This is a genomic window from Neisseria weixii, assembly GCF_042658245.1.
GTDB lineage: Bacteria > Pseudomonadota > Gammaproteobacteria > Burkholderiales > Neisseriaceae > Neisseria > Neisseria weixii.
Genome location: NZ_JBHSPY010000014.1, coordinates 1 through 25,743, shown reverse-complemented (window position 1 = coordinate 25,743; position 25,743 = coordinate 1). Strand labels below are relative to the sequence as shown.

Annotated in this window: 21 protein-coding genes and 2 riboswitches; of the genes, 5 read left to right on the top strand and 16 right to left on the bottom strand. The window is 46.6% G+C overall.

The annotated features are described in order from the left end of the window. Positions 1 to 84: 84 nt before the first annotated feature. The 4 genes from aspS to rpsT all read right to left on the bottom strand — a co-directional run bounded on the left by aspS (position 85) and on the right by rpsT (position 4,509). Positions 85 to 1,893, bottom strand: coding sequence for an aspartate--tRNA ligase (gene aspS, locus ACFPVS_RS08090; RefSeq protein WP_096294660.1), 1,809 nt, complete (start codon positions 1,891 to 1,893; stop codon positions 85 to 87). Positions 1,894 to 1,996: 103 nt separating this feature from the next. After that, positions 1,997 to 2,695 carry a DUF502 domain-containing protein gene (locus ACFPVS_RS08085; protein WP_096294659.1) on the bottom strand — a complete coding sequence of 233 codons (699 nt, stop codon included), beginning with the start codon at positions 2,693 to 2,695 and terminating at the stop codon, positions 1,997 to 1,999. Between the two features lie 160 nt (positions 2,696 to 2,855). Continuing rightward, complete coding sequence (locus tag ACFPVS_RS08080; protein ID WP_123804542.1) at positions 2,856 to 4,001, bottom strand: phospholipase A; 1,146 nt, start codon at positions 3,999 to 4,001, stop codon at positions 2,856 to 2,858. 244 nt (positions 4,002 to 4,245) lie between these two features. Continuing rightward, positions 4,246 to 4,509, bottom strand: a complete 264-nt coding sequence (gene rpsT, locus ACFPVS_RS08075; RefSeq protein WP_096294658.1) for a 30S ribosomal protein S20 — start codon at positions 4,507 to 4,509, stop codon at positions 4,246 to 4,248. A gap of 307 nt (positions 4,510 to 4,816) precedes the next feature. On the opposite strand from rpsT, the gene ACFPVS_RS08070 reads away from it, so the two are divergent. Beyond that, the gene (locus ACFPVS_RS08070) at positions 4,817 to 5,959 is read left to right on the top strand and encodes an extracellular solute-binding protein (protein WP_096296067.1); all 1,143 of its coding nucleotides are present in this window, start codon (positions 4,817 to 4,819) and stop codon (positions 5,957 to 5,959) included. Positions 5,960 to 6,082: 123 nt separating this feature from the next. Here the strand turns inward: ACFPVS_RS08070 and gcvP are convergent, their stop codons facing one another. The 6 genes from gcvP to gcvT form a co-directional block, all read right to left on the bottom strand. Continuing rightward, positions 6,083 to 8,932 (bottom strand): aminomethyl-transferring glycine dehydrogenase, encoded by a 2,850-nt coding sequence (gcvP, locus tag ACFPVS_RS08065; protein ID WP_096294657.1) that lies wholly within the window; start codon positions 8,930 to 8,932, stop codon positions 6,083 to 6,085. Between the two features lie 102 nt (positions 8,933 to 9,034). After that, positions 9,035 to 10,189, bottom strand: a complete 1,155-nt coding sequence (locus ACFPVS_RS08060) for an MFS transporter (RefSeq protein WP_378595588.1) — start codon at positions 10,187 to 10,189, stop codon at positions 9,035 to 9,037. A 140-nt stretch (positions 10,190 to 10,329) separates the two neighbouring features. Next, positions 10,330 to 10,881 (bottom strand): DNA-3-methyladenine glycosylase I, encoded by a 552-nt coding sequence (locus ACFPVS_RS08055; RefSeq protein WP_096294656.1) that lies wholly within the window; start codon positions 10,879 to 10,881, stop codon positions 10,330 to 10,332. Between the two features lie 480 nt (positions 10,882 to 11,361). Further along, positions 11,362 to 11,745, bottom strand: coding sequence for a glycine cleavage system protein GcvH (gene gcvH, locus ACFPVS_RS08050; RefSeq protein WP_096294655.1), 384 nt, complete (start codon positions 11,743 to 11,745; stop codon positions 11,362 to 11,364). 39 nt (positions 11,746 to 11,784) lie between these two features. Beyond that, positions 11,785 to 11,913 carry a hypothetical protein gene (locus ACFPVS_RS08045; RefSeq protein WP_269768620.1) on the bottom strand — a complete coding sequence of 43 codons (129 nt, stop codon included), beginning with the start codon at positions 11,911 to 11,913 and terminating at the stop codon, positions 11,785 to 11,787. A gap of 59 nt (positions 11,914 to 11,972) precedes the next feature. Further along, positions 11,973 to 13,073, bottom strand: a complete 1,101-nt coding sequence (gene gcvT / locus ACFPVS_RS08040) for a glycine cleavage system aminomethyltransferase GcvT (protein WP_096294654.1) — start codon at positions 13,071 to 13,073, stop codon at positions 11,973 to 11,975. Positions 13,074 to 13,130: 57 nt separating this feature from the next. After that, a riboswitch (glycine riboswitch) is annotated at positions 13,131 to 13,295 on the bottom strand. Further along, positions 13,296 to 13,391, bottom strand: a riboswitch (glycine riboswitch). It abuts the riboswitch before it with no gap. A gap of 261 nt (positions 13,392 to 13,652) precedes the next feature. Between gcvT and ACFPVS_RS08035 the strand changes: the two genes are divergently transcribed. The 4 genes from ACFPVS_RS08035 (at position 13,653) to ACFPVS_RS08020 (ending at position 16,919) form a co-directional block, all read left to right on the top strand. Further along, the gene (locus tag ACFPVS_RS08035) at positions 13,653 to 14,135 is read left to right on the top strand and encodes an Lrp/AsnC family transcriptional regulator (RefSeq protein WP_096294653.1); all 483 of its coding nucleotides are present in this window, start codon (positions 13,653 to 13,655) and stop codon (positions 14,133 to 14,135) included. Between the two features lie 98 nt (positions 14,136 to 14,233). Next, complete coding sequence (locus tag ACFPVS_RS08030) at positions 14,234 to 14,806, top strand: DUF1415 domain-containing protein (protein ID WP_096294652.1); 573 nt, start codon at positions 14,234 to 14,236, stop codon at positions 14,804 to 14,806. An 8-nt stretch (positions 14,807 to 14,814) separates the two neighbouring features. Continuing rightward, a complete protein-coding gene (locus ACFPVS_RS08025; RefSeq protein ID WP_198345366.1) occupies positions 14,815 to 15,174 on the top strand; it encodes a YbaN family protein in 360 nt (119 codons plus the stop codon). A 326-nt stretch (positions 15,175 to 15,500) separates the two neighbouring features. Next, the gene (locus tag ACFPVS_RS08020; protein WP_378595585.1) at positions 15,501 to 16,919 is read left to right on the top strand and encodes a sodium:proton antiporter; all 1,419 of its coding nucleotides are present in this window, start codon (positions 15,501 to 15,503) and stop codon (positions 16,917 to 16,919) included. A 90-nt stretch (positions 16,920 to 17,009) separates the two neighbouring features. On the opposite strand, the gene ACFPVS_RS08015 is transcribed toward ACFPVS_RS08020, so the two are convergent. The 6 genes from ACFPVS_RS08015 to ACFPVS_RS07990 all read right to left on the bottom strand — a co-directional run bounded on the left by ACFPVS_RS08015 (position 17,010) and on the right by ACFPVS_RS07990 (position 25,417). Next, complete coding sequence (locus ACFPVS_RS08015) at positions 17,010 to 18,623, bottom strand: type I restriction-modification system subunit M (protein WP_096294650.1); 1,614 nt, start codon at positions 18,621 to 18,623, stop codon at positions 17,010 to 17,012. Next, on the bottom strand, positions 18,620 to 19,804 hold the full coding sequence (locus ACFPVS_RS08010; protein WP_378595583.1) for an AAA family ATPase: 1,185 nt from the start codon (positions 19,802 to 19,804) through the stop codon (positions 18,620 to 18,622). The genes ACFPVS_RS08015 and ACFPVS_RS08010 overlap by 4 nt, the downstream gene beginning before the upstream one ends. 7 nt (positions 19,805 to 19,811) lie before the next feature. After that, positions 19,812 to 20,414: a restriction endonuclease subunit S gene (locus ACFPVS_RS08005; RefSeq protein ID WP_232507569.1), complete on the bottom strand. Its 603-nt coding sequence runs from the start codon at positions 20,412 to 20,414 to the stop codon at positions 19,812 to 19,814. Continuing rightward, positions 20,383 to 21,150, bottom strand: a complete 768-nt coding sequence (locus tag ACFPVS_RS08000; RefSeq protein WP_378595581.1) for a restriction endonuclease subunit S — start codon at positions 21,148 to 21,150, stop codon at positions 20,383 to 20,385. Before ACFPVS_RS08000 ends, ACFPVS_RS08005 begins: the two co-directional genes overlap by 32 nt. Positions 21,151 to 21,171: 21 nt before the next feature. Next, entirely contained in the window at positions 21,172 to 22,311 is a 1,140-nt protein-coding gene (locus tag ACFPVS_RS07995; RefSeq protein WP_378595579.1) for a Fic family protein, read from the bottom strand. A gap of 145 nt (positions 22,312 to 22,456) precedes the next feature. Further along, positions 22,457 to 25,417 carry a type I restriction endonuclease subunit R gene (locus ACFPVS_RS07990; protein ID WP_378595577.1) on the bottom strand — a complete coding sequence of 987 codons (2,961 nt, stop codon included), beginning with the start codon at positions 25,415 to 25,417 and terminating at the stop codon, positions 22,457 to 22,459. Between the last annotated feature and the right edge of the window lie 326 nt (positions 25,418 to 25,743).

Here is a 25,743-nt window from a genome sequence, read left to right as displayed (position 1 = left end):
CCATTATAAATTTTCAGACGGCCTGTGTATATAAAGGCCGTCTGAAAGAATCACTCTTTCAGACGGCCTTCAATCAAGCGGGAATTAAGCTTCTTTGTTGTCGGTGGCTTTTTGACGCAAACGCAGGCTCAATTCGCGCAATTGCTTGTCGTCCACCACGTTTGGCGCGTTGGTCAGCAGACATTGCGCACGTTGGGTTTTCGGGAAGGCAATCACATCGCGAATCGATTCGGCGCCGGTCATCAAGGCCACCAAACGGTCGAGACCGAAAGCCAAACCACCATGCGGCGGCGCGCCGAATTTCAGATTATCCAGCAGGAAGCCGAATTTTTCTTGCTGCTCTTCCGGCGTAATCTTCAGCGCGGCAAACACTTTTTCCTGCACGTCAGCACGATGGATACGGATTGAGCCGCCGCCGATTTCCCAGCCGTTCAACACCATATCGTAGGCGCGTGCCAAGCAGTTTTCCGGTTGGCTTTCCATCAGGTTTTCATGGCCTTCTTTCGGCGCGGTAAACGGATGGTGTACGGCGGTGTAGCGGTCTGCTTCATCATCGTATTCGAACATTGGGAAGTCAACCACCCACAAGGGTTTCCATTCATCGGCAAAATAGCCGTTTTCTTTACCGTGTTCCAAGCCCACTTTGATGCGCAATGCACCGATGGCTTCGTTCACGATTTTGGCTTTGTCGGCACCGAAGAAAATGATGTCGCCGTTTTGTGCTTCGGTTTGGGCGATGATTTGTTTCAAGGCGTTTTCAGACAGGAATTTCACAATCGGTGATTGCAAGCCGCTGTCTTCGCCGTTGCTCAGGTTGGTCACATCGTTTACCTTGATGTAGGCCAAGCCTTTGGCACCGTAAATGCCGACGAATTTGGTGTAATCGTCGATTTCTTTACGGCTCAATTTGGCACCGCCCGGCACGCGCAAAGCCACCACACGGCCGCCTTTCATGTCGGCTGCGCCACGGAAAACTTTAAATTCTTCCGTTTTCATCAAGTCGGTCAATTCGGTGAATTTCAGGCTGATGCGCAAATCCGGTTTATCGGAGCCATAATAGAACATGGCTTCGCTAAACGGCATACGCGGAAAATCAGCCAATTCTACGCCGATGGCGTCTTGGAATACTTTTTTGGCCATCGCTTCGGTGATATCCATGATTTCGTCCTCGTTCAAAAACGAGGTTTCCAAGTCGATTTGGGTAAATTCGGGTTGGCGGTCGGCACGCAAGTCTTCATCGCGGAAGCACTTAGTAATTTGGTAATAACGGTCGAAACCGGCCACCATCAGCAATTGCTTAAACAATTGCGGTGATTGCGGCAATGCAAAAAACTCGCCCGGATGCACGCGGCTCGGCACCAGATAATCGCGCGCACCCTCAGGGGTCGAACGGGTCAACATCGGCGTTTCAATATCGATAAAGCCTTGGTCGTCCAAGAAACGGCGCACGCCCATGGCCACTTTATAGCGCAGTTTGAGGTTGTTTTGCATCACCGGACGGCGCAAATCAATCACACGGTTGGTCAGGCGCACGTTTTCGCTGATGCTTTCATCGTCGATTTGGAACGGCGGCGTGGCAGCAGTATTAAATACTTCGATTTCTTTGGCCAAGATTTCGATTTTGCCGGATACCATTTTGTCGTTGGTCGTACCTTCCGGACGGTTGCGCACGCGGCCGGTAATGCTCAACACGTATTCGTTACGCGCAGAATCGGCGGTTTCAAATGCCTCTTTGGTATCCGGATCAATCACGACCTGAACAATGCCTTCACGGTCGCGCAAGTCGATAAAAATCACGCCGCCGTGGTCGCGACGACGATGCACCCAACCTTTGACGGTTACGGTTTGGTCTAAATATTGCTCGCTGATTAAGCCGCAATAATTGGTACGCATAAAATCACCTTTTTGTGTTTGATTTAATTTGTTTTGAAATGGTTATGCCGTCTGAAAGTTTCAGACGGTCCGAGATCTTTGCAAAGGTTTCGGCCTGTATTACTTACTGTTCAGTAGCTTCTGATAAAGGCTTGCCCGCATCATCCGCCAATACTTTAGGCACATGTTCATCAGGCATTACCATACCCAGCGAAATCACATATTTCAGGGCTTCGTCCACGCTCATATTGAGCTCGCGGATGTCGCTTTTTTTCACCATGATGTAATAGCCGCCGGTCGGGTTGGGCGTGGTCGGCACATACACCGAAATGTATTCATCACCTTGCGGTAGCGATGCTTTTACCGAATCGGGAATATGGCCGGAAACAAACGCCAGCGTCCAAATATTCGGCTGAGGGAAAGGGATTAATACCGGCGTTTTAAACGAGCGGCTGCCGTCGGACAGCAAAGATTCCGATACTTTTTTCACGCTGGAATAAATCGATTTCACCACCGGAATGCGGCCGAGTATGCCGTCCCAAGCGGAAATGATGCGTTTGCCTAAAACGTTGGCACCGAAAAGGCCGGTGACAAACAACACGACAATCGCCACAATCACGCCCAAGCCGGGAATATTAAAACCTAAGAAATGCTGCGGCTGCCAATATACCGGCAAAAGATTAATCAATTGGTCGGCGGCGGTGATGATGTAGGTAATCACCCAAATGGTGACTGCAATCGGCAACCACACCAAAATACCTGTAATCAGGTATCTTTTTAATGATTTAGCAATTGTACCGCTTTCCGCTGGTTGTTCTGCCATGTTTTTCTATCCGTCAAATACGCAATATGACCGCCCAAACGCGCTATTATACGCGCTTGGGCGGTAAGAAACGAGTGTTTTTCATGGTTTGCGGCATAAACGCTTATGCTTGCATGAGTCATGCGCACAAGCCTGCTTAACTGCTGTTGCCAACCGTAGTTTAAATGCCGTCCCAATCGTTGAACATCAAGCCGAAACCGATGCCGTTTTGCTTGTGGTTGTAGTCAATCAAGCTCTCACCATACCCATGAAAACCGCGCACCACACCTTTGAGCTTGCCTTTAAGCGGAAAGGTGTACGCGGCTTCGACCGCACCGTGGCCGGTTTTCGGGTTGTAACGCAATACGGAATAGACGTTTTGCTTGTCGTTGAGACGGTATTGCACTTTTAAATCACCATAGCCCATGTAATCGGAAATATCCGGATTATCGTCTTCACCGCCATTGGCATCGGTGCGTAACCAAACGCGCGGAATCACGGTCAATCTATCCCATTCCATACCGGCCATGGCATAAATACGGTTCCACGAACGCGACTCGGGGCGGCTCTGACCATTGGATTGATGGGCAAAGCCGGCGCCAACCATGCGCAATTTACCGCCAAACGGCAAATCGAGCTTCACCGGCTGGGTCAGGAATACTTCCGGCTCGTAATCGGTATTGCGAAACGGCGCCGATTTTCTGCCCTGGTTGTACAGCTGCCAATCAGATTTTTGCGTATAGCCAAACCACAAATCCGCACGCGTTTTAAACACGTCTTCCATCAGCTTGCTTTTGAACGACACTTGCATTTTCGCTTCTAACCGCTTCTGCTCGGTAAACTTTTCTTCCGCGGTTACACCACGTGAAGGCGATTCCGGATAGTAATTCGGGCTGGAATTGTACCAAGCAGGCATCAGATACATCGGATTATGTTCACGAACAGAAAGCAAGCCGCGCGCATCATTAGCATCTAAGTCAAACATCATGCTCAAAGGCGTATAGGCGTCGGCAGCATCTCGCAAAGCCGATTCGGAAAGCAGTTGCTCATCGGTCTTCTCGTCAAAAACAATAGTGGTTTCTTTATTTTCGATGCTGGCATTAACCGTTTGCGCCAAATCCACAGGCTGCTTGGTATCTAAGGTATCTGAGGCTACCATAGGCTGCGATGGCGGCAACTGTGCGGCATAAATTTTATCGTAACAGGCCAAACGCATAGCGTTATCGACTATGGCGGCGCATTGCAACGCAGCCGCATCCAAAGCCCAAGCGGCAGGTGTAGCCAATATGCAGCCCGCTCCTCCCCATAAATAATGTTTCAACATCATGTTCACCGTTTACGTCAATCAGCATAATCTGCCGGCTTTTCGCTTGGCCGAATTATCCGAATCAACCCGATATGTCGCGTTATTTTTCAGACGGCATTCATTTAATTAAGGCCGTCTGAAAAAATAATCACTGTGTGTAAGATGCAGCAATGCCCCTGAAATACCTTTACGGTCAGGGGCAGTCGCTTAGTGCAGGTGTCGCCACCTACAGAGTTGCCGCCTTATGCGGCTGGCTGCAAAAGATTTAAGCCAAGGCTTTCACTTTAGCAGACAAACGACTCTTGTGACGGGCAGCTTTGTTTTTGTGGAACACGCCTTTATCAGCAATGCGGTCAATAATTTTTACTGATTCGCGGTAAGTTGCTTGAGCGGCAGCTTTGTCACCAGCTTCAACAGCTTTCAACACTTTTTTGATTGCAGTGCGGAATGCAGTACGCAAGCTAGCGTTGTGGGCGCGTTGTTTAACCGACTGGCGGGCACGTTTACGGGCTTGTGCGCTGTTTGCCATATTAAATATCTCCTGAATGAAAAATAAATTCTGTAAACGCGCAATTTTAAAGACGATTGCCCCTATATGCAAGTCTTTTCTCTGTAAACTTACCGATTCGCTCCGTGAGTTCGCCCAAAAGCCACACCGCTCCGTGGCCACACTCTTGCCTTTACGAAGCAATCAATAGAATTTTTTGCATAAATTGCCCGATATGGCTTTGATTTTCATCAAGCTTACATTACAATGGCCTTGCAGCTTGCCGGGGTGTTTATGGGGCAAGCCTGTTTCTTTTTATTTCAACTCTTTCATCAGGAAACCAACCCGTATGAAAAAATCCGTATTAGCCGTATTGGCCGCATTGTCACTGGCCGCGTGCGGCGGTGGCGAGAAAAAAGCCGAGCAACCTCAAGCAGGCAGCGCGCCTGCTGCCAATGCTGAAGCAGCCGCTACCGACACCTTAAACATCTACAACTGGTCAAACTACGTGGACGAAACCACCGTCGAAGACTTCAAAAAACAAAACAATTTGAAGCTGACCTACGATTTGTATGAAAACAACGAAACCCTAGAAGCCAAAATGCTGACCGGCAAATCAGGCTACGACCTCGTTGTACCGGGTATCGCCTTTTTACCGCGCCAAATCGAAGCCGGCGCCTACCAAAAAGTCAATAAAGACCTGATCCCAAACTACAAAAACATCGACCCTGAGCTGCTGAAAATGCTGGAAACAGCCGACCCGGGCAACGAATACGCCGTGCCTTACTTCTCAGGCGTGAATACTTTGGCCATTACCGCCAAAGGTAAAGAGCTGCTGGGCGGCCAACTGCCTGAAAACGGCTGGGATTTATTGTTCAAACCGGAATACACCAGCAAACTGAAATCATGCGGCATCGCCTTGTGGGATACGCCGTCTGAAATGTTCCCGATTGTATTGAACTACTTGGGCAAAGATCCTAAAGGCACCAGCACCGACGACATCAACGCCGCAGCCGAAGTATTGAAAGCCGTGCGTCCTGACGTGAAACGCTTCAGCCCGTCAGTAATTGACGAATTGGCACGCGGCGACGTGTGCTTGGCAGCCGGTAATGGTGGCGACCTGAACTTGGCTAAGGCCCGTTCGGAAGAAGTCAACAACAATGTCGGCATCGAAGTATTGACCCCTAAAGGCATGGGCTTCTGGATTGAATCTTGGTTGATTCCTGCCGATGCGAAAAACATCGAAAACGCCCACAAATACATCAACTACACGCTGGATGCCGACATTGCAGCGAAGAACGGCATCGCCGTCACCTTCGCCCCTGCCAGCTTGCCTGCACGTGAGAAAATGCCGAAAGAGTTGGTAGAAACCCGTTCGATTTTCCCAACCAAGGAAGACATGCAAAACGGTTTTGTGATGCCGCAAATGAGCGCGGATGCGAAGAAGCTGACCGTAAACCTGTGGCAAAAAATCAAAGTGGGTTCTAATTAATCCGCTTCGTTTTTGCTTAATCCGCTTCGTTTTTGCCAACTAAAAATGCCGTCTGAAAATATTGTTTAAGACGGCATTTTTTATGATTCAACATAAGGCAGGTTCACACCTGCCCTACCCGAATCAATCCTCATACGCTTCCATCGGCGGGCAAGAACACACCAAATGGCGGTCGCCATACACATCGTCCACACGGTTCACGCTCGGCCAGAATTTGTTTTCGCGCACATAAGCCAGTGGGAATACGGCTTCTTCGCGGCTGTATGGATGCGTCCATTCTTCGGCGGCGACGTTAAACGATGTATGCGGCGCGTTGACCAGCGGATTGTCGTCTTTCGGCCAGTCGCCGTTTTGCACTTTCAACACTTCCTGCTTGATGGCTTTGAGTGCGGCGATAAAGCGGTCGAGTTCAGCTTTGCTTTCCGATTCGGTCGGCTCGATCATCAGCGTACCGGCCACAGGGAAGGAAACGGTCGGTGCGTGGAAACCGTAGTCCATCAGGCGTTTGGCGATGTCGGTTTCGGTTATACCGCTTTCAGCTTTGAGCAGGCGTAAATCGACGATACATTCGTGCGCCACGCGGCCGTTTCTGCCGGTGTAGAGAATCGGATAGTCTTCGCTCAAGGCTTGGGCTACGTAGTTGGCATTGAGCAGCGCCCATTCGGTGGCTTGGCGCACACCTTGTTTGCCCATCATGGTGATGTACATCCAAGTAATCGGCAAAATCCCTGCCGAACCATACGGCGCGGCGGATACGGCGCTCATGCCTTCGGTTGCACCTTCTACCGGCGCGACAACGTGGCTCGGGGCAAACGGTGCCAGATGGGCTTTCAAACCGATTGGTCCCATGCCCGGACCGCCGCCGCCATGCGGAATGCAGAAGGTTTTATGTAGATTCATGTGCAACACGTCCGCCCCCACTTCTGCCGGCTGCATGATGCCGACTTGGGCGTTCATGTTCGCGCCGTCCATATACACTTGGCCGCCGTTGTCGTGGATAATGCGGCAGATATCACGGATGCCTTCTTCGTACACGCCGTGGGTGGACGGATAGGTAATCATCAGCGCGCCGAGATGGTCTTTGTTTTGCTCGGCTTTTTGCTGCAAATCGGCCACATCGACGTTGCCGTTTTCATCGGTTTTGACCACGATGATTTTTATACCGAGCATGGCGGCGGTGGCGGGATTGGTGCCGTGCGCCGATTGCGGAATCAGGCAGACATTGCGCTCGGCGTCGCCGTTGGCTTCGTGGTAGCGGCGGATGGCCAGTAAGCCGGTGTATTCGCCTGAAGCGCCGGAATTCGGTTGCAAACTGATGGCATCAAAACCGGTAATCGCTTCGAGCTGGGTTTGCAAACCTTGCAGCAATTCGCGATAGCCTTCAGTTTGTTCGCTCGGGGCAAACGGGTGCAGATTGGCAAATTCCGGCCAGGTAATCGGAATCATCTCGCTGGTGGCATTGAGCTTCATGGTGCAGCTGCCGAGCGAAATCATGCTGCGGTTCATCGCCAAGTCGCGCTCTTCCAGCTTTTTCAGGTAGCGCAGCATTTCGTGTTCGGTGTGGTAGCGGTTGAATACTTCATGCGTGAGGATTTCGTCTTGACGCAACAGGTTTGCTTTCAGACGGCCTGTAACTTCGCCGCGGCAATCAATATCGGTTTTGCCGGTAAACAAAGCAATCAATACCGCCAATTCGCCCACGGTCGATTCTTCGCTAAAGGCCACTGCGATTTGGGTTTCGCCTACTCGACGCAGGTTGTAGCCTGCGTTTAAGGCATTTTGATAAACCTCAGCCGCTTTGTCGCCGCACTCAACCAAAACGGTATCAAAGAAGGTTTCATGCACAACTTGCAGACCGTCTGAAACCAAGGCATCGGCAAACGCGGAAGCCAGCGCATGAATGCGTTGGGCAATTCGTTTCACACCTTCAGGCCCATGATAAACCGCATACATGCCGGCCAAATTCGCCAGCAAAGCTTGCGCGGTACAGATGTTGGAAGTGGCTTTTTCGCGGCGGATGTGCTGCTCGCGGGTCGATAAGGCCATGCGCAAGGCCGGTTTGCCTGAAACGTCTTTCGATACGCCGATAATGCGGCCGGGTGCCGAGCGTTTGAATTCGTCTTTAAAGGCAAAATACGCGGCATGTGGCCCACCGAAACCCATCGGCACGCCGAAACGCTGGGTGTTACCCAAGGCAATATCGGCACCCATTTCAGCAGGCGATTTCAGCAAGACCAAGCTCATCACATCAGCAGCCACCGCCACAATCGCGCCGGTTTCTTTCAGACGGCCGATTACATCGGTCAAATCCACCACATCACCGTCTTTGCCGACATATTGCAACAAAGCACCGAAATATTCGCCCTCTGCCGCTGCGGCAAAATCGCCCACCACCAATTCAAAATCAAAATATTTGGCACGCGTTTTCATTACGTCCAGCGTTTGCGGATAGACGCGTTCATCGACAAAAAAGCGGTTGGATTTAGACTTGGCCACGCGCTTGGCCATCGCCATCGCTTCGGCGGCTGCGGTCGCTTCGTCCAACAAAGACGCGCCGGCCACTTCAAAGCCGCTCAAATCGATACACACCTGCTGGAAATTCAGCAGAGCCTCCAAGCGCCCTTGCGCGATTTCTGCTTGATACGGCGTGTAGGCGGTGTACCAGCCCGGATTTTCCAACACATTACGCACAATCACATTCGGCAAACGGGTCGGATAATAACCTAAGCCGATGTAGGATTTGTTGATTTTGTTTTTCGCTGCAATTGCTTTGATTTTAGCCAAGGCTTCGGCTTCGGTCAGCGCTTCAGGCAAATCAAGTTCAGACGGCATACGGATAGATGGCGGCACGGTATGATCGATAAAATCCGCCATGCTTTTTTCGCCGAGCGCCGCCAACAGCGCTTCTTGGTCGCGAAAGCTGATGTGGCGCGCGGAAAATTCGTTTTTATCGAATAAGTCATTTAAATTCATAGTAATTCCTCTATTGTTAAACGGATTTATACCCCGATGAATGTTGATCACACGGTTTGTCCAGGCCGTCTGAAATCATAATGGCCAAACAAAATTCTTATTTCAGGCGGCCTTCATGCCTTTAAACACAATACCGATGGCGAGCACCTGCACCGCCAATAACGCCCACACCACACCATGCCAATCAGCAGCCTTAAATGCCAAACCGCACAGCCACGCACCGAACGTGCCGCCGCTGTAATACGCCATGTAATACAAGCCTGAAGCCAGCGAGCGCCCCTCTTTTACATTGGCCGCAATGTAATTGATGGTCGCTGCCTGCGTAATGAACACGCCTGACGACATCAACACCAGCCCGACGATAATCAGCGGCAAATCGGTTGCCAAAGTCAGCAGCACACCGGTCATCGATACACCAACCGCCAGCAAAATCGTTTTTACGCTGCCAAAATGCGTCATCAGCCTGGCCGACAAAGGCGTAATCACCATGCCGATAAGATACACGGCAAAAATATTCGCCAACGCGCTGCTGCTCAAACGGTAAGGCGCGTCGGCCAGATGCAGATTGATGTAGGTAAAGCAGCCCACTAAGGAAAACAACACGCAGCCGCCCAGTGAACACGCCGCAAACACATAACGGTTGTGTAAATGCGATTTCAGCATATTCAAGGCCGTCTGAAAATTCGGTTTCGGCACAAAATTCTGCGATTTGGGCAGCTGCCTCCACACAAACACTGCGCAAGCCAAGCTCAACACCGCCATTACATAAAACGCCGTGCGCCAGTCGAACCACTCCGTCAGATAGCCCAATAAGAAACGGCCGAGAAACCCGCCCAATACCGTACCCGACACATACATGGTCATCAACTGCACGACTTCGTTTTGGGTAAACTCTTCGCCGATATAGGCAATCAGCACCACCGTAATCCCCGGCACCGCCAAACCCTGCAAAAAACGCAACAGCGTAAACACTTCGATATTCGGCGACCACGCCAGCAGCATGGTCGGCAAGGCCAGATAAATCAGCGACCCGACCACAAACAGCTTACGCCCGAACGCATCCGACAACATGCCCATAAACGGCGACATCAAAGCCACACCCAACACCGCCGCCCCCACCGACAATCCCGCCTGCACCGCCGTAGCGTTCAATTCCGCCATCAACACGGGCAACACCGCCTGCACGGAATACACCTGCAAGAATGCCGACATACCGGTCAGCAAAATAGCCGTTTTCAACAGGCCGTTCAGTTTCATGATGGGTTTCTTCACATGTGTTTTTATGTTTTGATTTTATTCTATTTATTTGAATTATCTTATCTTTTTACCAACCTCCGTCTCAATGAAAGCCGGCCAATTTATGGTGGCGGGCCGTCTGAAAGTGTGCGCCGCCCTTTTCAGACGGCCTCTGCCCACTTCGCTCCGGCCGCCAATGTTTGCCGATAAATCGGGCAATGCTCGTCATGCGCGCCTTTTAAATAACCGGTGCTCATCAAAAATTCGCCGACAATTTCGCCGCCGGCAAATTTGAAATGCTGCTTAAACAATTTTACCCACGCCGCTTTATCACGCGGATGATGGGCATCGAGCCAGTTTTTGAATGAACCGTATTCGGCCTGCAAATGCAACACCGCGCGCGCATTGTGAATCACCGCATTGATTTTCAAACGGTTGCGCACAATTCCCGCATCGTTCAACAGCCTTTCGACATCGTGTTCATCAAACGCCGCCACTTTAACAATGTCAAAACCGGCATAGGCCGTATGAAACGCCTGCTGCTTTTTCAGCATCAATGTCCAATTCAAACCAGCTTGATTGATTTCCAAAATCAATCGGCCAAACAAAGCATTGTCATCGCCAACCGGAAAACCGTATTGATGGTCGTGGTAATGTTTGTTCGGGTCGTCGGTATCGGGCGGCAGACTGTTGGCAAAATCGCAGTAGGTCATGGGGATTCTTTAATGCACAAAGGCTGAAGCCTTTGCAAAACTGATGAATCATTAATAAAAACCAAAACCGCCGTCATTCCCGCGCAGGCGGGAATCCATCTCAGAATTTAAGAAACCTATTTTATTCAATAGCTTGTCATGTTTAAAAATGGATTCCCGCCTGCGCGGGAATGACGTCGGTTTTATGTGTGCTGGCTTTTGAAGGAATCTTGCAAAGGTCTCAGGTGTAGAAAATTGTCGGGTTATTGACACTTTTTATGCAAAACAGCTTTTATTTTTTGCCTAAATGATTGTTTTAGGATTGTTGAGCATTATCAAGAACCATGCGGCGTTACCGTGCCTTTCGGCACTCTTGACAACACTCGAAAATCCCAAAATGGGTCTTCAAGCAAAAAAGCAAAAGTGTAAACAACGCTAGGATTTCCTACATCAGGCCGTCTGAAAAAGAAGTTTCGTTTTCAGACGGCCTTTTACAGCGGATTAGTTGACTTCGTTGGCGTATTGCTCGGCAGTCAGCAAGCTGTCGAGATCGGCCGGATTAGCCGGTTTGATTTTAAAGAACCAGCCTTCGCCGTATGGGTCGCTGTTGGCGGTTTCCGGAGCGCTTGGCAAATCATCGTTGACGGCCACGATTTCACCGGCAATCGGTGCGTATACATCAGATGCGGCTTTCACCGATTCCACCACACCGGCTTGCTCTTCAGCCGCCAAATTAGCGCCGACTTCAGGCAACTCGATAAACACTATGTCGCCCAACAATTCTTGCGCGTGATGGGTAATGCCGACCGTCACCGTGCCGTCTGCTTCGGTGCGCAGCCATTCGTGGCTGGCAACATATTTCAATTCTGCTGGGATATTGCTCATTTTGTGTTCTCCAAGAGTAGGTTAGATTAAAATCCGACATTATTTTTTACATTTTCCAGCCGCTTCGCTGTAACTGCCGCCCTGATCCAGGCAGCGATCCTTGGCATCGCAACCGGCCAAATTCAGGAATGCTGAAACATCATTAAAAAAAATAATACTTTGTTCCACTTCATATATACCGTTCATTATCTTTCAGACGGCCTCACGAGGCTAAGCCGTGCGAGCCGTCAGGCAAACTGTTTCTGACCGTTGCGCACAAACGGCAGTTTCAATACGCGCACATCGACTTCCTTACCGCGAATCAACACTTTAGCCACTTCGCCGTCAAAGTCTTTCGGTACGCGGGCGATGGCAATGGATTGTTTCAGGCTTGGGGAAAACACGCCGCTGGTGGTGATGCCGTTGCCTTTGTCGGTCACGACTTCCATACCTGCGCGCAACACGCCGCCTTTATCCAGCAGCAGGCCGACTTGTTTCACCGCCACGCCTTTTTCTTTCAGCGCAACTAAAGCAGCCTTGCCGACAAAATCGCGGGTTTCATCTTTTAAATCAACCGTCCAGCCCATACCGGCTTCAAGCGGGCTGGTGTCGTCGTCCATATCGTTGCCGTAAAGATTCATGCCTGCTTCCATGCGCAAGGTATCGCGTGCGCCCAAACCGCAAGGCTGCACACCTGCCGCCTGCAGGGCTTTGAAAAATTCAGGGGCTTGGTTTACCGGCAAAATCACTTCCACGCCGTCTTCGCCGGTGTAGCCGGTGCGGGCGACAAACCAATCATCGCCGAAATCGTGGCCTTGGAATGGTTTCAGTGCGCTCACCTGCTCCGCCCATTCCGGTTTGACGCTCAATAATTTCTCAACTGCTTTCGGACCTTGCACCGCCAGCATCGCCAAATCGGTGCGCGGCGTTAAGTTTACGCCGAATGCTTGGCCGATTTTTTGGAATTGGGCGCTGTCTTTTTCGCGGGTTGCGCCGTTGGAGACGATGCGGTATTGCGTTTCGGCTTCGTTCATGCGATAGACGATTAAGTCATCAATGACGCCGCCGTGGTCGTTTAACAAGGCAGAATATAAGGCTTTGCCGACAAAGGCTAATTTATCGACATCATTGGCCAATAATTTGCGGAAAAAGGCTTTGGCTTGTTCGCCGGCCACGTCGGTAACCAGCATATGGGATACGTCGAACATACCGGCATCAGTGCGCACGGCTTCGTGTTCGGCGATTTGCGAACCATAATTCACAGGCAATTCCCAGCCGGCAAAATCAACCAGCTTGCCGCCTGCTTCGATGTGGTTTTGATGAAAAGGGGTGATGTTGGGGGCAGTCATATCAAGTTCTCCAGTATATTTTAGCGTCATCGCACGTTGCTGTTTTTATCTGCGCGCATGACCCTATCTGTCCTTGAACCTGAGATTTTCGGCGCCGTGTCGTTCCGACCGCAATCTGCTCATTGCGTGCCATTTGGCAACGGATGTCTGAATGGTGGCTCAGACGGCCTTCTCCCCTTCGGTGGGCATGATGTGACATCGTACCGCTCTCCAGATGTTTTATTTCAACGAGCAGTCCTTTTACCTGAGCGATTTAAGGGCATCTGCGCCTTCGGTGGCTGCCTGTAGTTGTCAGCAGCGCTCTCCTGCACGTTTTTTGATTATGGCGTGATTCTTTTTCCGGGGCAAGCATTCTTTGGGATTATTTTTACACAATCTATCAAAATATGATTATTAATAGGTTTGATAAATTAATTTTCCGAAAGTACGCTGTTTTAACACAGATTATTTTTGAAAAGTTTCTTTTCTTGAACTATTGTATGTTAAGTTTATTTAGCTTAAGATTACAGCAGTCGCTTTGTTTTCTGTTTCAAAACAATCAAGCGGCATCATAATCTAAAGCATAAAGGGAACCAGCTAATGGGTCAAATCACTCTGGATAAAACAGACCTTAAAATTTTGCAGGTTTTGCAGGAAAACGGCCGCTTGACCAATGTCGAGCTTTCCGAACGTGTCGCCCTCTCTCCTTCTCCGTGTTTACGCCGTCTGAAACAATTGGAAGATGCCGGCATCATCCGCAAATACGCCGCATTGTTGTCGCCGGTTTCCGTCGAACTGGGCTTGCAGGCGTTTATCCGCGTCTCCATCAGCAAAGCGGCTGATGCGCGTGACGATTTCTCGCAAGCGGTGCAAAACTGGCCGGAAGTATTGAGCTGCTTTGCGCTGACCGGTGAAACCGATTATCTGTTGCACGCGTTTTTCACCGATATGAATTCTTTCTCGCATTTTGTGCTGGATACATTGTTGTCACACCACGGCGTGCAAGACGCGCAATCGAGCTTTGTGTTGAAAGAAATTAAAAACACCACTGCCCTGCCGCTGTCGCATTTGCAGCAAGATTAATCTTTGCGCCAATATAACAAGGCCGTCTGAAACTCGTTCAGACGGCCTTGTTATTTGCTATAATTGAGAATTACTCTTATAAACACCATCTCCATCTAATGAACACGCCAAGCACCGAAACCGTTATCAAGCACACCAAACAATGGCTGGAAAAAGCCGTGATTGGTTTAAACCTCTGCCCTTTTGCCAAAGCGCCATATGTCAAAGACCGCGTACGTATTGTGGTCAGCGAAGCCAAACATTTAGACGGTTTCTTAGAAGATTTAGACCGTGAATTACAACGTTTGGGCAATACTTCGGCCGAAGAATTGGAAACCACTTTATTGGTGCATCCGGCCTTATTCGGCGATTTTCTGCTGTTTAACGATATGCTCGACATCGCCGATGAAGCAGTCGCGGATAACCGATTGGAAGGCGTGATTCAGATTGCGCCGTTTCACCCTGATTTCCAGTTTGCCGATACCGAAGCCGACGACATCAGCAACTACACCAACCGGTCACCTTACCCGACACTGCATCTGATTCGAGAAGACAGTATCGCTAAAGCAGCCGAAGCCTTTCCCGATGCGACGGCAATTTTTGAGCGTAATATCGCGCTACTGGAAAACATGGGCCAAGAAGGCTGGAATCGATTGGATATTCCGCGCTGCCCGTTTCATCAATCTGAATAAACCTCATGATCATCCGTTATATTTATTGGCTTTGCGGCGCACTGGCTTTGGCCTTGGGCGTGCTCGGTATTTTTCTGCCCGTTTTGCCGACCACGCCTTTTGTCTTACTGGCGGCGGCGTGCTGGGCAAAAGCCTCTCCGCGCTTTCACCGCTGGCTGCACCAGCATCGCTATTTCGGCCCGATGGTACAAAACTGGGAGCGCAACCGCGCAGTGCCGCGTAAAGCAAAAATATTGGCCGTGGGTATGATGACGTTTTCCTGTCTGTTTTTATTTTGGCAGTTTCCTGAACGCTGGTGGATAGGCGCGGCTTCTTCCACCTTTTGCGTCTGCGTGGCCATCTGGATGATTCGCTTGCCGGAAGCATAAAATCAGCCTGTTCTCCGACGGCCTTATTGTCGAATCCTTGCAAAAAAGTGTTAAAAGCAATTTAACAATATTTTCTGATAGTATTTTATTATATAGTTAACATTTCATTAAACTGCTGTTTTAAAGAATTTTTCTCTCTATGCCAAAAGAATTGGGCAATTTCACAAAAAATTTTCGGTATATTTATTTGATTCGCACTAATACTTTAGTCTAGTTTCTGGCACTATTTTCCTTTACAATCGTTTGCAACAAGCTTGAAGCTTAACGTGCAGTGTCGTGATGTTCAGACGGCCTGAAGTTTTACCACGATAAGAAAAAGGAAACATATGCGCCTGCCTCTTTTCTCCCTGCCTATGCTGATGATGCCGGCGTTTGCACAAGCCGCCAACTTCAGCGGCGACTCGCTGAGTCTGCTTTGGGGTTTGCCCTTCGCAGCCATTCTGCTCTCCATCGCTTTAGGTCCTTTAATGATGCCGAAAATTTGGCATCATCATTTCGGTAAAATCACCGCTTTTTGGACGGTACTTTTTTTGGTTCCGTTCGTGCTTTATTTCGGCTTCACCGCCGGTATTCAAGTGGTGGCACATGCCATGGTGGAAGAATACATTCCGTTTATTCTGCTGCTTTTTGCGCTGTACACCATTTCGGGCGGCATTTTAGTATGGGGCAACTTGCACGGTTCGGCCAAACTCAATACCATCCTGCTCGCCATCGGCACCGCCTTGGCATCAGTGATGGGTACCACCGGCGCAGCCATGCTGCTGATTCGCCCTCTGTTGAAAGCCAATGACAACCGCAAACATAAAGTACACGTGGTCGTATTCTTTATCTTCTTGGTGGCCAACATCGGCGGCGGCCTGACCCCATTGGGTGACCCGCCTTTGTTCTTGGGCTTCTTGAAGGGCGTTGACTTTATGTGGACGGTCATACACATGTTGCCGCCGGTGCTCATCAGCGTAGTGATTCTGCTGACCGTGTTCTACTTTCTCGACCGCCACCTGTATTTAAAAGATGACGAAATCGTGCCGCATGATCCCTCACCGGACAGCAAGCTGCAAATTTTTGGTAAAGTGAATTTCATTTTGCTGTTGGGCGTAGTGGGTGCCGTTTTGATGTCGGGCATTTGGAAACCGGATCATCCCGGCTTTGAAATCTTCGGCAGCCATTACTTATTGCCAAACTTGGTGCGCGATTTGATTCTGCTGTCTTTAGCAGTGATTTCATTGCTCATCACACCGAAACAAGTGCGTTCCGGTAATGAATTCAACTGGGAACCGATTGCCGAAGTGGGTAAACTGTTTGCGGGCATTTTCATTACCATTGCACCGGTATTGGCGATTTTGAAAGCCAGTGAAAACGGCGCATTGCGCGGCGTGGTATCGATGGTGCACAACGCGGCGGGCGAGCCGCTCAACACCATGTATTTCTGGATGACCGGCCTATTATCGGCCTTCTTGGACAACGCCCCGACCTATCTCGTGTTTTTCAACATGGCCGGCGGCGACGCGCAATCTCTGATGACCGGCCCGCTGTTCCACACCTTGCTCGCGATTTCGATGGGTTCGGTATTCATGGGTGCCCTCACCTACATCGGTAACGCGCCAAACTTCATGGTCAAAGCCATCGCCGAACAACGCGGCGTGAAAATGCCGAGCTTCTTTGGCTACATGTTGTGGTCGTTCGGTATCCTGTCACCATTGTTTATCCTCCACACGCTGATTTTCTTCGTGTACGAAATTTTCTAAAAGTTAATAATCAAGGCCGTCTGAAGTATTTCCTTTCAGACGGCCTTTTTTAATTCGGCAATATACGTTCAGACGTCATATTTAAAGTATTCAAGGCAAAAGCGGCAATCCTAATTCCTTCAAAAACGCATTATGTTTTTCGGTTGCTGTTTTGATTTTTTCGTCCAATGTCATTAGGTTTTGGTGATTGGCGATTAAATCAATTTCAGGTTCGGCGGCAACATTGCTGACATAACGGGCAATATTCAAATTGCCGTCGTTTTCGTCAATTTCCTGTATAGGAACCCGTCTGGCGTAGCCTTGTTCTTCTTTGCGGTATTGGTAGTAATCCACAATTTTATCAATATGTTCATCATTCAAGCGGTTTTGCCGTTTGCCTTTTTCAAAGGCATCAGCGGCATTGATAAACAAGACATCGTCTTCTTTTTTGCATTTTTTCAATACCAAAATACAGACTGGAATGCCTGTGGAATAAAACAGGTTGGCAGGCAGCCCGATGACCGTATCAATATGCCCGTCTTTGAGCAGTTTTTTGCGGATTTTTTCTTCTGCGCCGCTGCGGAACAATACGCCGTGCGGCAGGATAATCGCCATGGTGCCGTTGTCGCTTAAAAAGTGGAAGCCGTGCAGTAAAAAAGCAAAATCCGCTGCTGATTTTGGTGCCAGCCCATAATTTTTAAAGCGGAAATCATTTGCTAACTCTTCCTTGGGTTCCCAGCGGTAGCTGAACGGCGGATTGGCAACCACAGCATCAAAGGTCAATTTATTGGCAGGATTGGTTTCGTTCAATATTTCCCAATCATTGAGCAAAGAATCGCCGTGGTGAATGGTAAATTCCGTATCTTTTACGCCGTGCAGCAGCATATTCATGCGAGCCAAATTGTAAGTGGTGATGTTTTTTTCCTGCCCGTAAATTTTGCCGATATGCCCGTTGTTTTGTGCCATTTGATGGCGTACATTTAACAGCAGCGAACCTGAACCGCAGGCGAAATCCAGCACGTTATCCAGTTTTATTTTGCTGCCGCCGGCTGGGTTTTGGCTGTCCAGCGTAACAATGCGGGATAAAATGGTGGAAACCTGCTGCGGCGTATAAAACTCACCTGCTTTTTTGCCTGAGCCTGACGCAAATTGAGCAATCAAATATTCATAGGCATCGCCCAATGTATCGCTGCCAGTGGAAAATTCGCTGATACCCTCGGCAATACGTTTCACGATTTCAACTAATTTGGTATTTCGTTCGTCATAATTTTTGCCGAGTTTTTCCGAATTGAGATTGATTTCGGAAAACAGTCCGCCAAAAGTGCTTTCAAAAGATTCATTCTCGATATATTTAAAACCCTTTTGCAAAGTATCAAGCAGTTCATTGCTTTGAATGCGTGCCAACTCAGCAATGTTGCCCCATAAAAATTCAGGCTTGATGACATAATGCACTTTGCGGCGCATCTGTTTTTCAAAATCGGCAACAAAATCGGCATTTTCGTCATACCACACGGCAAGCGGCGTGCGTCCATTTTCTTCGACAGACTTTGGATAATCTCTACCCAGCTCTTTTTGAGCAGCAAGTTCGTAATTGTCGGATAAGTAGCGTAAAAATAAAAATGACAGCATATAGTCACGGAAATCATCGGCATTCATCGCACCACGAAGCTGGTCGGCAATTGCCCATAGGGTTTTGCCTAATTGGTTGAGTTGTTCTTGGGTCATTGGTGTGTTTCTCTAAATGAATTGGGTATTAAGTCTGAATGAAAAGGATAAGTTTCCAACAAAGTTTTTAAAACGGTTTTAAATTTTTCTTTATTATCAGGCAACATTTCTTTGGGTTCAAAAACAGAGTAACCTCCGTGATTTAATACTGGGATCAGGCGTTCATAATCAGCATCTTTAAGCTGAATACATTTTTTAAACCCTGCAAAACCGTGAAAATTTGCTGTTTTCTCCATAATATTTCGTAAAATGTTGAAATGATATGGATATATCGGCTCATTATTATCCAATGTATCTTTTAATACTTTCAGCATTGCAACATGATACAGGCTAGCAGTATCACCTTCCAATTTCAGGAAAGTGTATTGGTCAGAATTGTTTTTTGACAACAAATATCTAGGTGCTTTATTCAATTCATTACACAATACATTAAAAAATAAGCCGTGATGAGTTGAAATCACAAACTGAATATCTTTTTTTGCATCGTAATTTTCTGTTTTATAACTTTTCAGCATCGCAGCTAAATTGTGCGCCACTGATACCGCATAATTATCGTCCAGTGATGAAATCGGGTCATCAATATAAACATATTTGACCCATTGATATGGCGATCCTTCTTGTTTATCCAAGCTCAATTGCAAGATTGCCAAGAAAAAACACCAAATAAAAATATGTTCTTCACCACGTGAAACCTTGATATTGTCATCAGGATTTTCAGGACGGAAAAAAGCAACTTCCCAACGCTCTATGTTTTCTTTACGGCTTTCTTTGCTGATTCTAAAATCAAAATCCACATATTTTTGCAACAATGGGCGGATTCGAGTATCCAGTTCCAGCTCCCAAATACCGTCAAAAAAGCGGGATGAATCGTTTAATACCAATACTCGGTCAGTATCGTTTTCCAAATCATTATCCCAAAAGAACAAATCCTCAGTAAATGCATTAAAATACAGAGTATCCCGTTGAACGCTCTGCCTGCCAAGATCTTTAAATGCCATTGATAAGCGGGTTTTTCCCATGCCGTTATGGGCAAAAATCAACTGGCATTTGGATTGTTGTTTTCTCAATCGTGTTGCCAAATCATTTAAATCGGCTAAATCCTTAAACGGATCATCTTTTTGTTCGTTATTCTTAGACATTGCTATTTTTTGTGTTTTTGAAAATTTTTCCCCAAATTTCACCGCTTGTTTATTGCAGCGTTGGAAACAACTGCTGCATTAAGCCTTTTTTGTGGGCTTTCAGGCTGCCTATATGCTGGTTTTGTTCGCTGATTAGGCTATCTAATGATGACAGGCAATCAGCGATGGCTTGTTGTTCTTCGGGAGATGGTGTCGGCAACTCTATTGCAAATAATTTATTGGGTGAAATTCTTTTCAATGTATTACTTGTTCCTGTTCTTTCTATCTTAAAGTCAATGTAATTTGCTTCTAACCAATACATAAAGAATGTTGCATTACTTTCTGGCTTAAATGAAAATGCTGGTATATCGGAAGAAGAGCAAAATCCATCTAATTCTTTAGGGATTATTCCAAAAGCTCCATTTAGAAAATCAATTTTTGAAAAAATAAAATCCCCTGCTTTACGATAAAAATAATTAGCTCCGCCAGTCAATGTGTCTGTTCTTTCATTCTTGACAATACCAAGCGTATGTAATTTGACTGTCAAGACTTTATCTTTATTAAAAAAGTCAATTTTTTCATTTTTGATATTTTTATCAAATAAACTACCCAACTCAACAACCTCCCAACCTTTACAATTCTTAAATTGCGGAAATCTCAGTTTCGGATACACTACTGCTTGCTTGCTTGCTTGCTTGCTTGCTTGCTTGCTTGCTTGCTTGCTTGCTTGCTTGCTTGCTTGCTTGCTTGCTTGCTTGCAGGTCATTGTGGCTTGGGAACAGCTGCTGCATCAAGCCTTTTTTATGCTGTTTTAAGGCGGCAAGTTTTTGTTCCTGCAATTCAATCAGTTCATCAAGTGAAGACAAGCAATCGGCGATTTTTTGTTGTTCTTCTGGGGAAGTTGGGATTGCTACAACATAGTTTTCCAATAAACTATTTTTTAAATTGTTAATATTTCCCCCACCGATTGAAAGAGATACAAATTTTTCATAGTCATCGGTTTTTAATAAATATTTTGGAAATGTAGAATAAGATCTAAAAATTGAACAAAATGCACCAACTGTTATACTCTCTAAATAATTACCTTTATATTCAGCATTCTTTCCTACTAAAGCCTTACTTCCATTAGACATACATATAACAACATCTCCTGTTTTTAGAAGCAAGTTGGTTTCACATTCCTTTCTTACATACACTAAATCTTTATTTAAAACCAATTGATTATTCTGTATATTACTTGAACGTAAGACTAGCAATCCCTCATTTGAGATATCAGATGCAGAGTAAGTTAATCCTCTGATAAAAATACCTAATGTACCTAATCTTTGCTTTTCCCACCCCGATGCCATCTGAAACTCAGGAAAACGCAATTTGGGCATAATTTTGTGGCTGTCTTCTTGTTTGTTCATTTGTCTATACTCTTTAATTGGTTAGAAAATATCCAAATAACGTGTCATTGCGTACATGCGACTACGTTTGTTACCCGTCATTTCCTGTAAGATGCCTGCTTTTTCAAATTCTTTGAGTAATGTATTTGCCGTAGAGGGTGATATGCCTAAACTTTGCTCTATACTTTGTGCCGTTTGCACAGGTTGGGTATAAAGCAACTTTAACAGATTATCCGCTGTTTCTGCCCGCTTGCCCATTGTCATTACTGCTGCCTGCATTTCTTGTTGCAATGCCAAAATTTGACGGAATGTCTGGCAGCCTTTTTTGGCTGTTTCTTCTACGCCGTTTAAAAAGAACAGCACCCAGTGTAATAAATCATTACGCAGACGTACTGCCATCAAAGCATCGTAATAACTGGCTCGGTTGCGTTCAAAAAAATCAGAAATATAGAAAGAAGGTTTTTCCAGTACGCTATGACTGATTAAATACAATGGAATCAGCAACCGCCCAACACGCCCATTACCATCTAAAAACGGGTGAATTGTTTCAAATTGATAATGGCTAATCGCAATACGGATAAGATGAGGAACAAAAATTTCATCGTTGTGCCAAAATAATTCCAAATCCCCCATCAATTCCGCAACATTGTCATAATGTGGTGGAATGAATGCCGCATCCATCAGGCTAGAACCGCCAATCCAGTTTTGACTGCTGCGAAATTCCCCCGGTAATTTTTCTCTGCCTCTTACACCACTCATTAGCGTATGGTGTGTTTCTTTCAGTAAGCGGTTGGATAAGGGAAGTCTTTTCAAGCTGTCTACGGCTTGGTTCATTGCTTTGATGTAGTTTTGCACCTCTCGCCAATCGTCTCTTTTTTCAGGCAAGATCTGTTCTTCTGGCATTAAAGCTTCATCAAGCTGGGTTTGTGTACCTTCAATTTTGCTTGATGTTTGTGCTTCTTTCGTAATATGCATCTGAATAAATAGATCTATATCCGGCACAATCAGAGAAAAGGCATTCAGCTCGCCCAGTGCTTTGGTTGCCCGCTCGAGCATCATGTTGATTTTGGGTTCTTCCCATATCCAAGAGGTGTTGATATGGGTTGGCTCAAAACTTTTGTATTGATAGCGGTTTTGCCATTGCCCAGCGATAAAGTTTTCTATTTTTTGTGTTGATGTCATCGTACTGCCTCAAAACTTTGAGTTTTTCCTAGAATAACACAAGCTCTTATTTTGAGAAAACGCTTTTTCTCAAAATAAGGAAGTTTGTTATTTTGAGAAAATCGCTTTTCTCAAAATAAGCATGTCCGTTATTTTGAGAAAAGTGTTATTCATAGGCTTTCAAGCCTGAAATTTCTTTGCCTTTTGCCATATTTTTAAGCAAAGGGACAAGATCTTCCATCAATGCCAGTTCTTTGACACGGCGGTCTTTCCAGCTTAACTCCAACGGTTCGAGCAGGTCAGTAAGTTTTTCGCCGTCAAAAATCATTCGGGTAAGAATTTCATCAATAAAAGCGGATAGGGCTTCGCCTGCAATGCCGTGTTTTTGTGAAAGAGCGGTTAGTTTTTCATTATTTTTTGCCTGCCTGAATGCCTGATAACCTGCTTTGACTTCTTTTTCACTCAAAGCTTCGCCTACTTTCAAGCTGTCAATATAGGCAATGATGTCATCTTTTTCTTCCATTAAATCGCTGCTGGCAGCAATCAGTTCAACCAGCTGATTACGGCTCATTTGCTGTTTTCTTGGCTTGCTACTGTTGTCGGCAATCAACTTCATAATGTAGTCATAATCAATTATCGTTGATGAAAACAGCACAAATTCAAAATCCAGTTGCTCCAATTCAGGTGCAAGCGGTGCTTTTTGCCCAGCCATTTGCGATTTGATTTGCTGTGCCATATCCAGATACACGCCTTTAAAGGCACGTTGAGTATCATTCGGCAAAATACTTTCAATGATTTGCTGCTGTTTTTCGCTTAAATCGGTGTATTGCCCAAGCTGAGTTTTATAGCGTTGTATGTCCTTGAATAAATTGATAAAACTAGCACGTGCCGTGTCGCCTTTTAAGTTGTAGGCTTCAGATGGCTCACACGCCAAGCTTTGTGAAGACATAAAATTTTGCAGTCGTGTCATTGCATTTTGTAGTTTGTCTATCACGATTTCAGCAGGGTCAACAATCCAGATTTCTTTGGCACGCTCTTGATCTTGCCCCGAAAAGCGTTTGATGGCTTCATCTACTTGTGCTTGCTGTCCACGAAAATCCAAAATATTGCCATAGGGTTTGGCTGAGTTCAAAACACGGTTGGTGCGAGAAAATGCCTGAATCAAACCGTGATATTTCAGGTTTTTATCTACATACAGCGTGTTCAGGTATTTACTGTCAAAGCCTGTCAGCAGCATATCTACCACAATAGTGATATCAATTTTGTCTTGGTGCGGATAATCTTTGTCGGGATACTGATGGTCTTTAATTCGTTTTTGAATATCCTGATAATACAAGTCAAATTCATTGATGCTGTGATTGGTGTGGTATTGCCAGTTGTAGTCATCAATAATGGCTTTTAATGCAGCTTTTTTGCCGTTCGGATCGCTTTGGTTGTCCTGCTCTTCCTGTGGTAGATCTGCCTGAATTTGGGCAATATCTTTATTGCCTTCGGCAGGCGGAGAAAAAACGCAAGCGATATTAAGCGGTATAAAATCAGGGTTGTCCGCCTGCCATTTTGCCTGCGTTTGTTTAAAGATACGCTGATATTCCACCGCATCATTGATGGAGGCAGTAGCAAAAAGGGCATTAAAACGGCGACTGTCTGTGGCAGCATCGTGTTTGCTTAAAATGGAATCCACAATTGCTTGCTTAGTTACAGGATGATTCACCGGCACACTCGAATTACCCTCTGCTTTGTAATAATCAATGTGGAATTTCAATACATTACCGTCATCAATGGCGTTGGTAATGGTGTAGGCGTGAAGCTGCTGTTGAAAAATATCTTCGGTGGTTTGATAAAAAGCATCAGTGCCATCAATGCGTTTATAGCTGGCGTTTTCTTCAAAAATCGGCGTTCCCGTAAATCCAAACAGTTGGGCATTAGGGAAAAAGTTTTTAATCGCCTGATGATTTTCACCAAACTGACTGCGGTGACACTCATCAAAAATAAATACCATACGTTTGTTTTTCAGGCTGCCTAATTGGGTTCGGTATGCCCCATTTTCTTTGAGTGCCAAGCCCAATTTCTGAATAGTGGTTACAATCACTTTATCGGCGTAATCATCAGACAACAAGCGGTTTACCAAAGTATGCGTATGGGTGTTTTCTTCTACGCAACCTTGCTGAAAGCGGTTAAATTCTTCCCGGGTTTGACGGTCAAGGTCTTTTCTATCCACCACAAACAGGCATTTGTCAATATCGGGATTATCTTTGAGCAAAGTAGAAGCTTTAAATGAAGTCAATGTTTTACCCGAACCTGTGGTATGCCAAATATAGCCGTTGCCACGATTTTCGCGAATACAGTCCACAATCGCTTTGACGGCATAAATCTGATACGGACGCATCACCAACAGTTTCTGTTCACTTGCCACCAAGACCATATAACGGCTGATCATTCTGCCCAAAGTACATTTTTCCAGAAATTTATCGGCAAAATCGCTCAAATGGTTGATTTTACGGTTGGCTTCATCTGCAAAACGGTACACAGGCAAAAAGCGTTCATCCGCAGCAAAAGCAAAATGTTTGTTTTGATTGTTGGCAAAATAGTAGGTACTGCTTTCATTGCTGACAATAAAAAGCTGCATAAAACACAGCAGGCTGTTGCCGTAGCCGTTGCCTGTATCGTTTTTGTATTCAATGATTTGCTCAATGGCTTTTTTCGGCGGGATTTGCAGGGTTTTGAGTTCAACCTGCACCACAGGAATGCCGTTAATCAGCAAAATCACATCATAACGGTGATGACTGTTCCCGGTATTGATACGCAGTTGGCTGATGACTTCGTAATCGTTTTTGCACCAGTCTTTGATATTGACCAGCGTGTAATTGAGCGGTGTCTCATCTTCACGAATAAAAGTATTGGTTTGACGCAGAATTTTGGCGGCAGCAAAAACATCAGGGGTGATGATTTCCAGCTTCAAGCGTTCAAATTCGCTGTCGGTCAAACGCACGCGGTTGAGCTTTTCAAATTTCTCGCGGAAATTTTGTTCCAATGTTTGTTTATCTTTAATATCGGGGCGGTGCGTATATTTTAAGTCAATCAGTTTTTGGATAAATTTTTGCTCAATCGCAGATTCGGTATAGTTCATGATACATGCTGTAAGGTTAAAAAAACTTGAGTAATCTTAACATGAAGCTAAAGGTTAATAGAAGCAGCAATAACCAAGGCCGTCTGAAAGCATTCCTTTTCAGACGGCTTGAGACCTTTGCAAAAACCCCAAAACTCCCCTAAATTCCCCCTAAAGAATTCAGAGGAGTTTTTTTTATGAGCAGCTTCTTCCACCAACAAGCCCGAATCATGACGGGTAAACATACCGACAGCTGCCCGTTGCTCAAAATTAACCGGCTGCCCGATTGGCAGCCCGTCGGACAACTGCCCAACCGGCAAAAGACCCGTTACATCCGCGGCCACCGC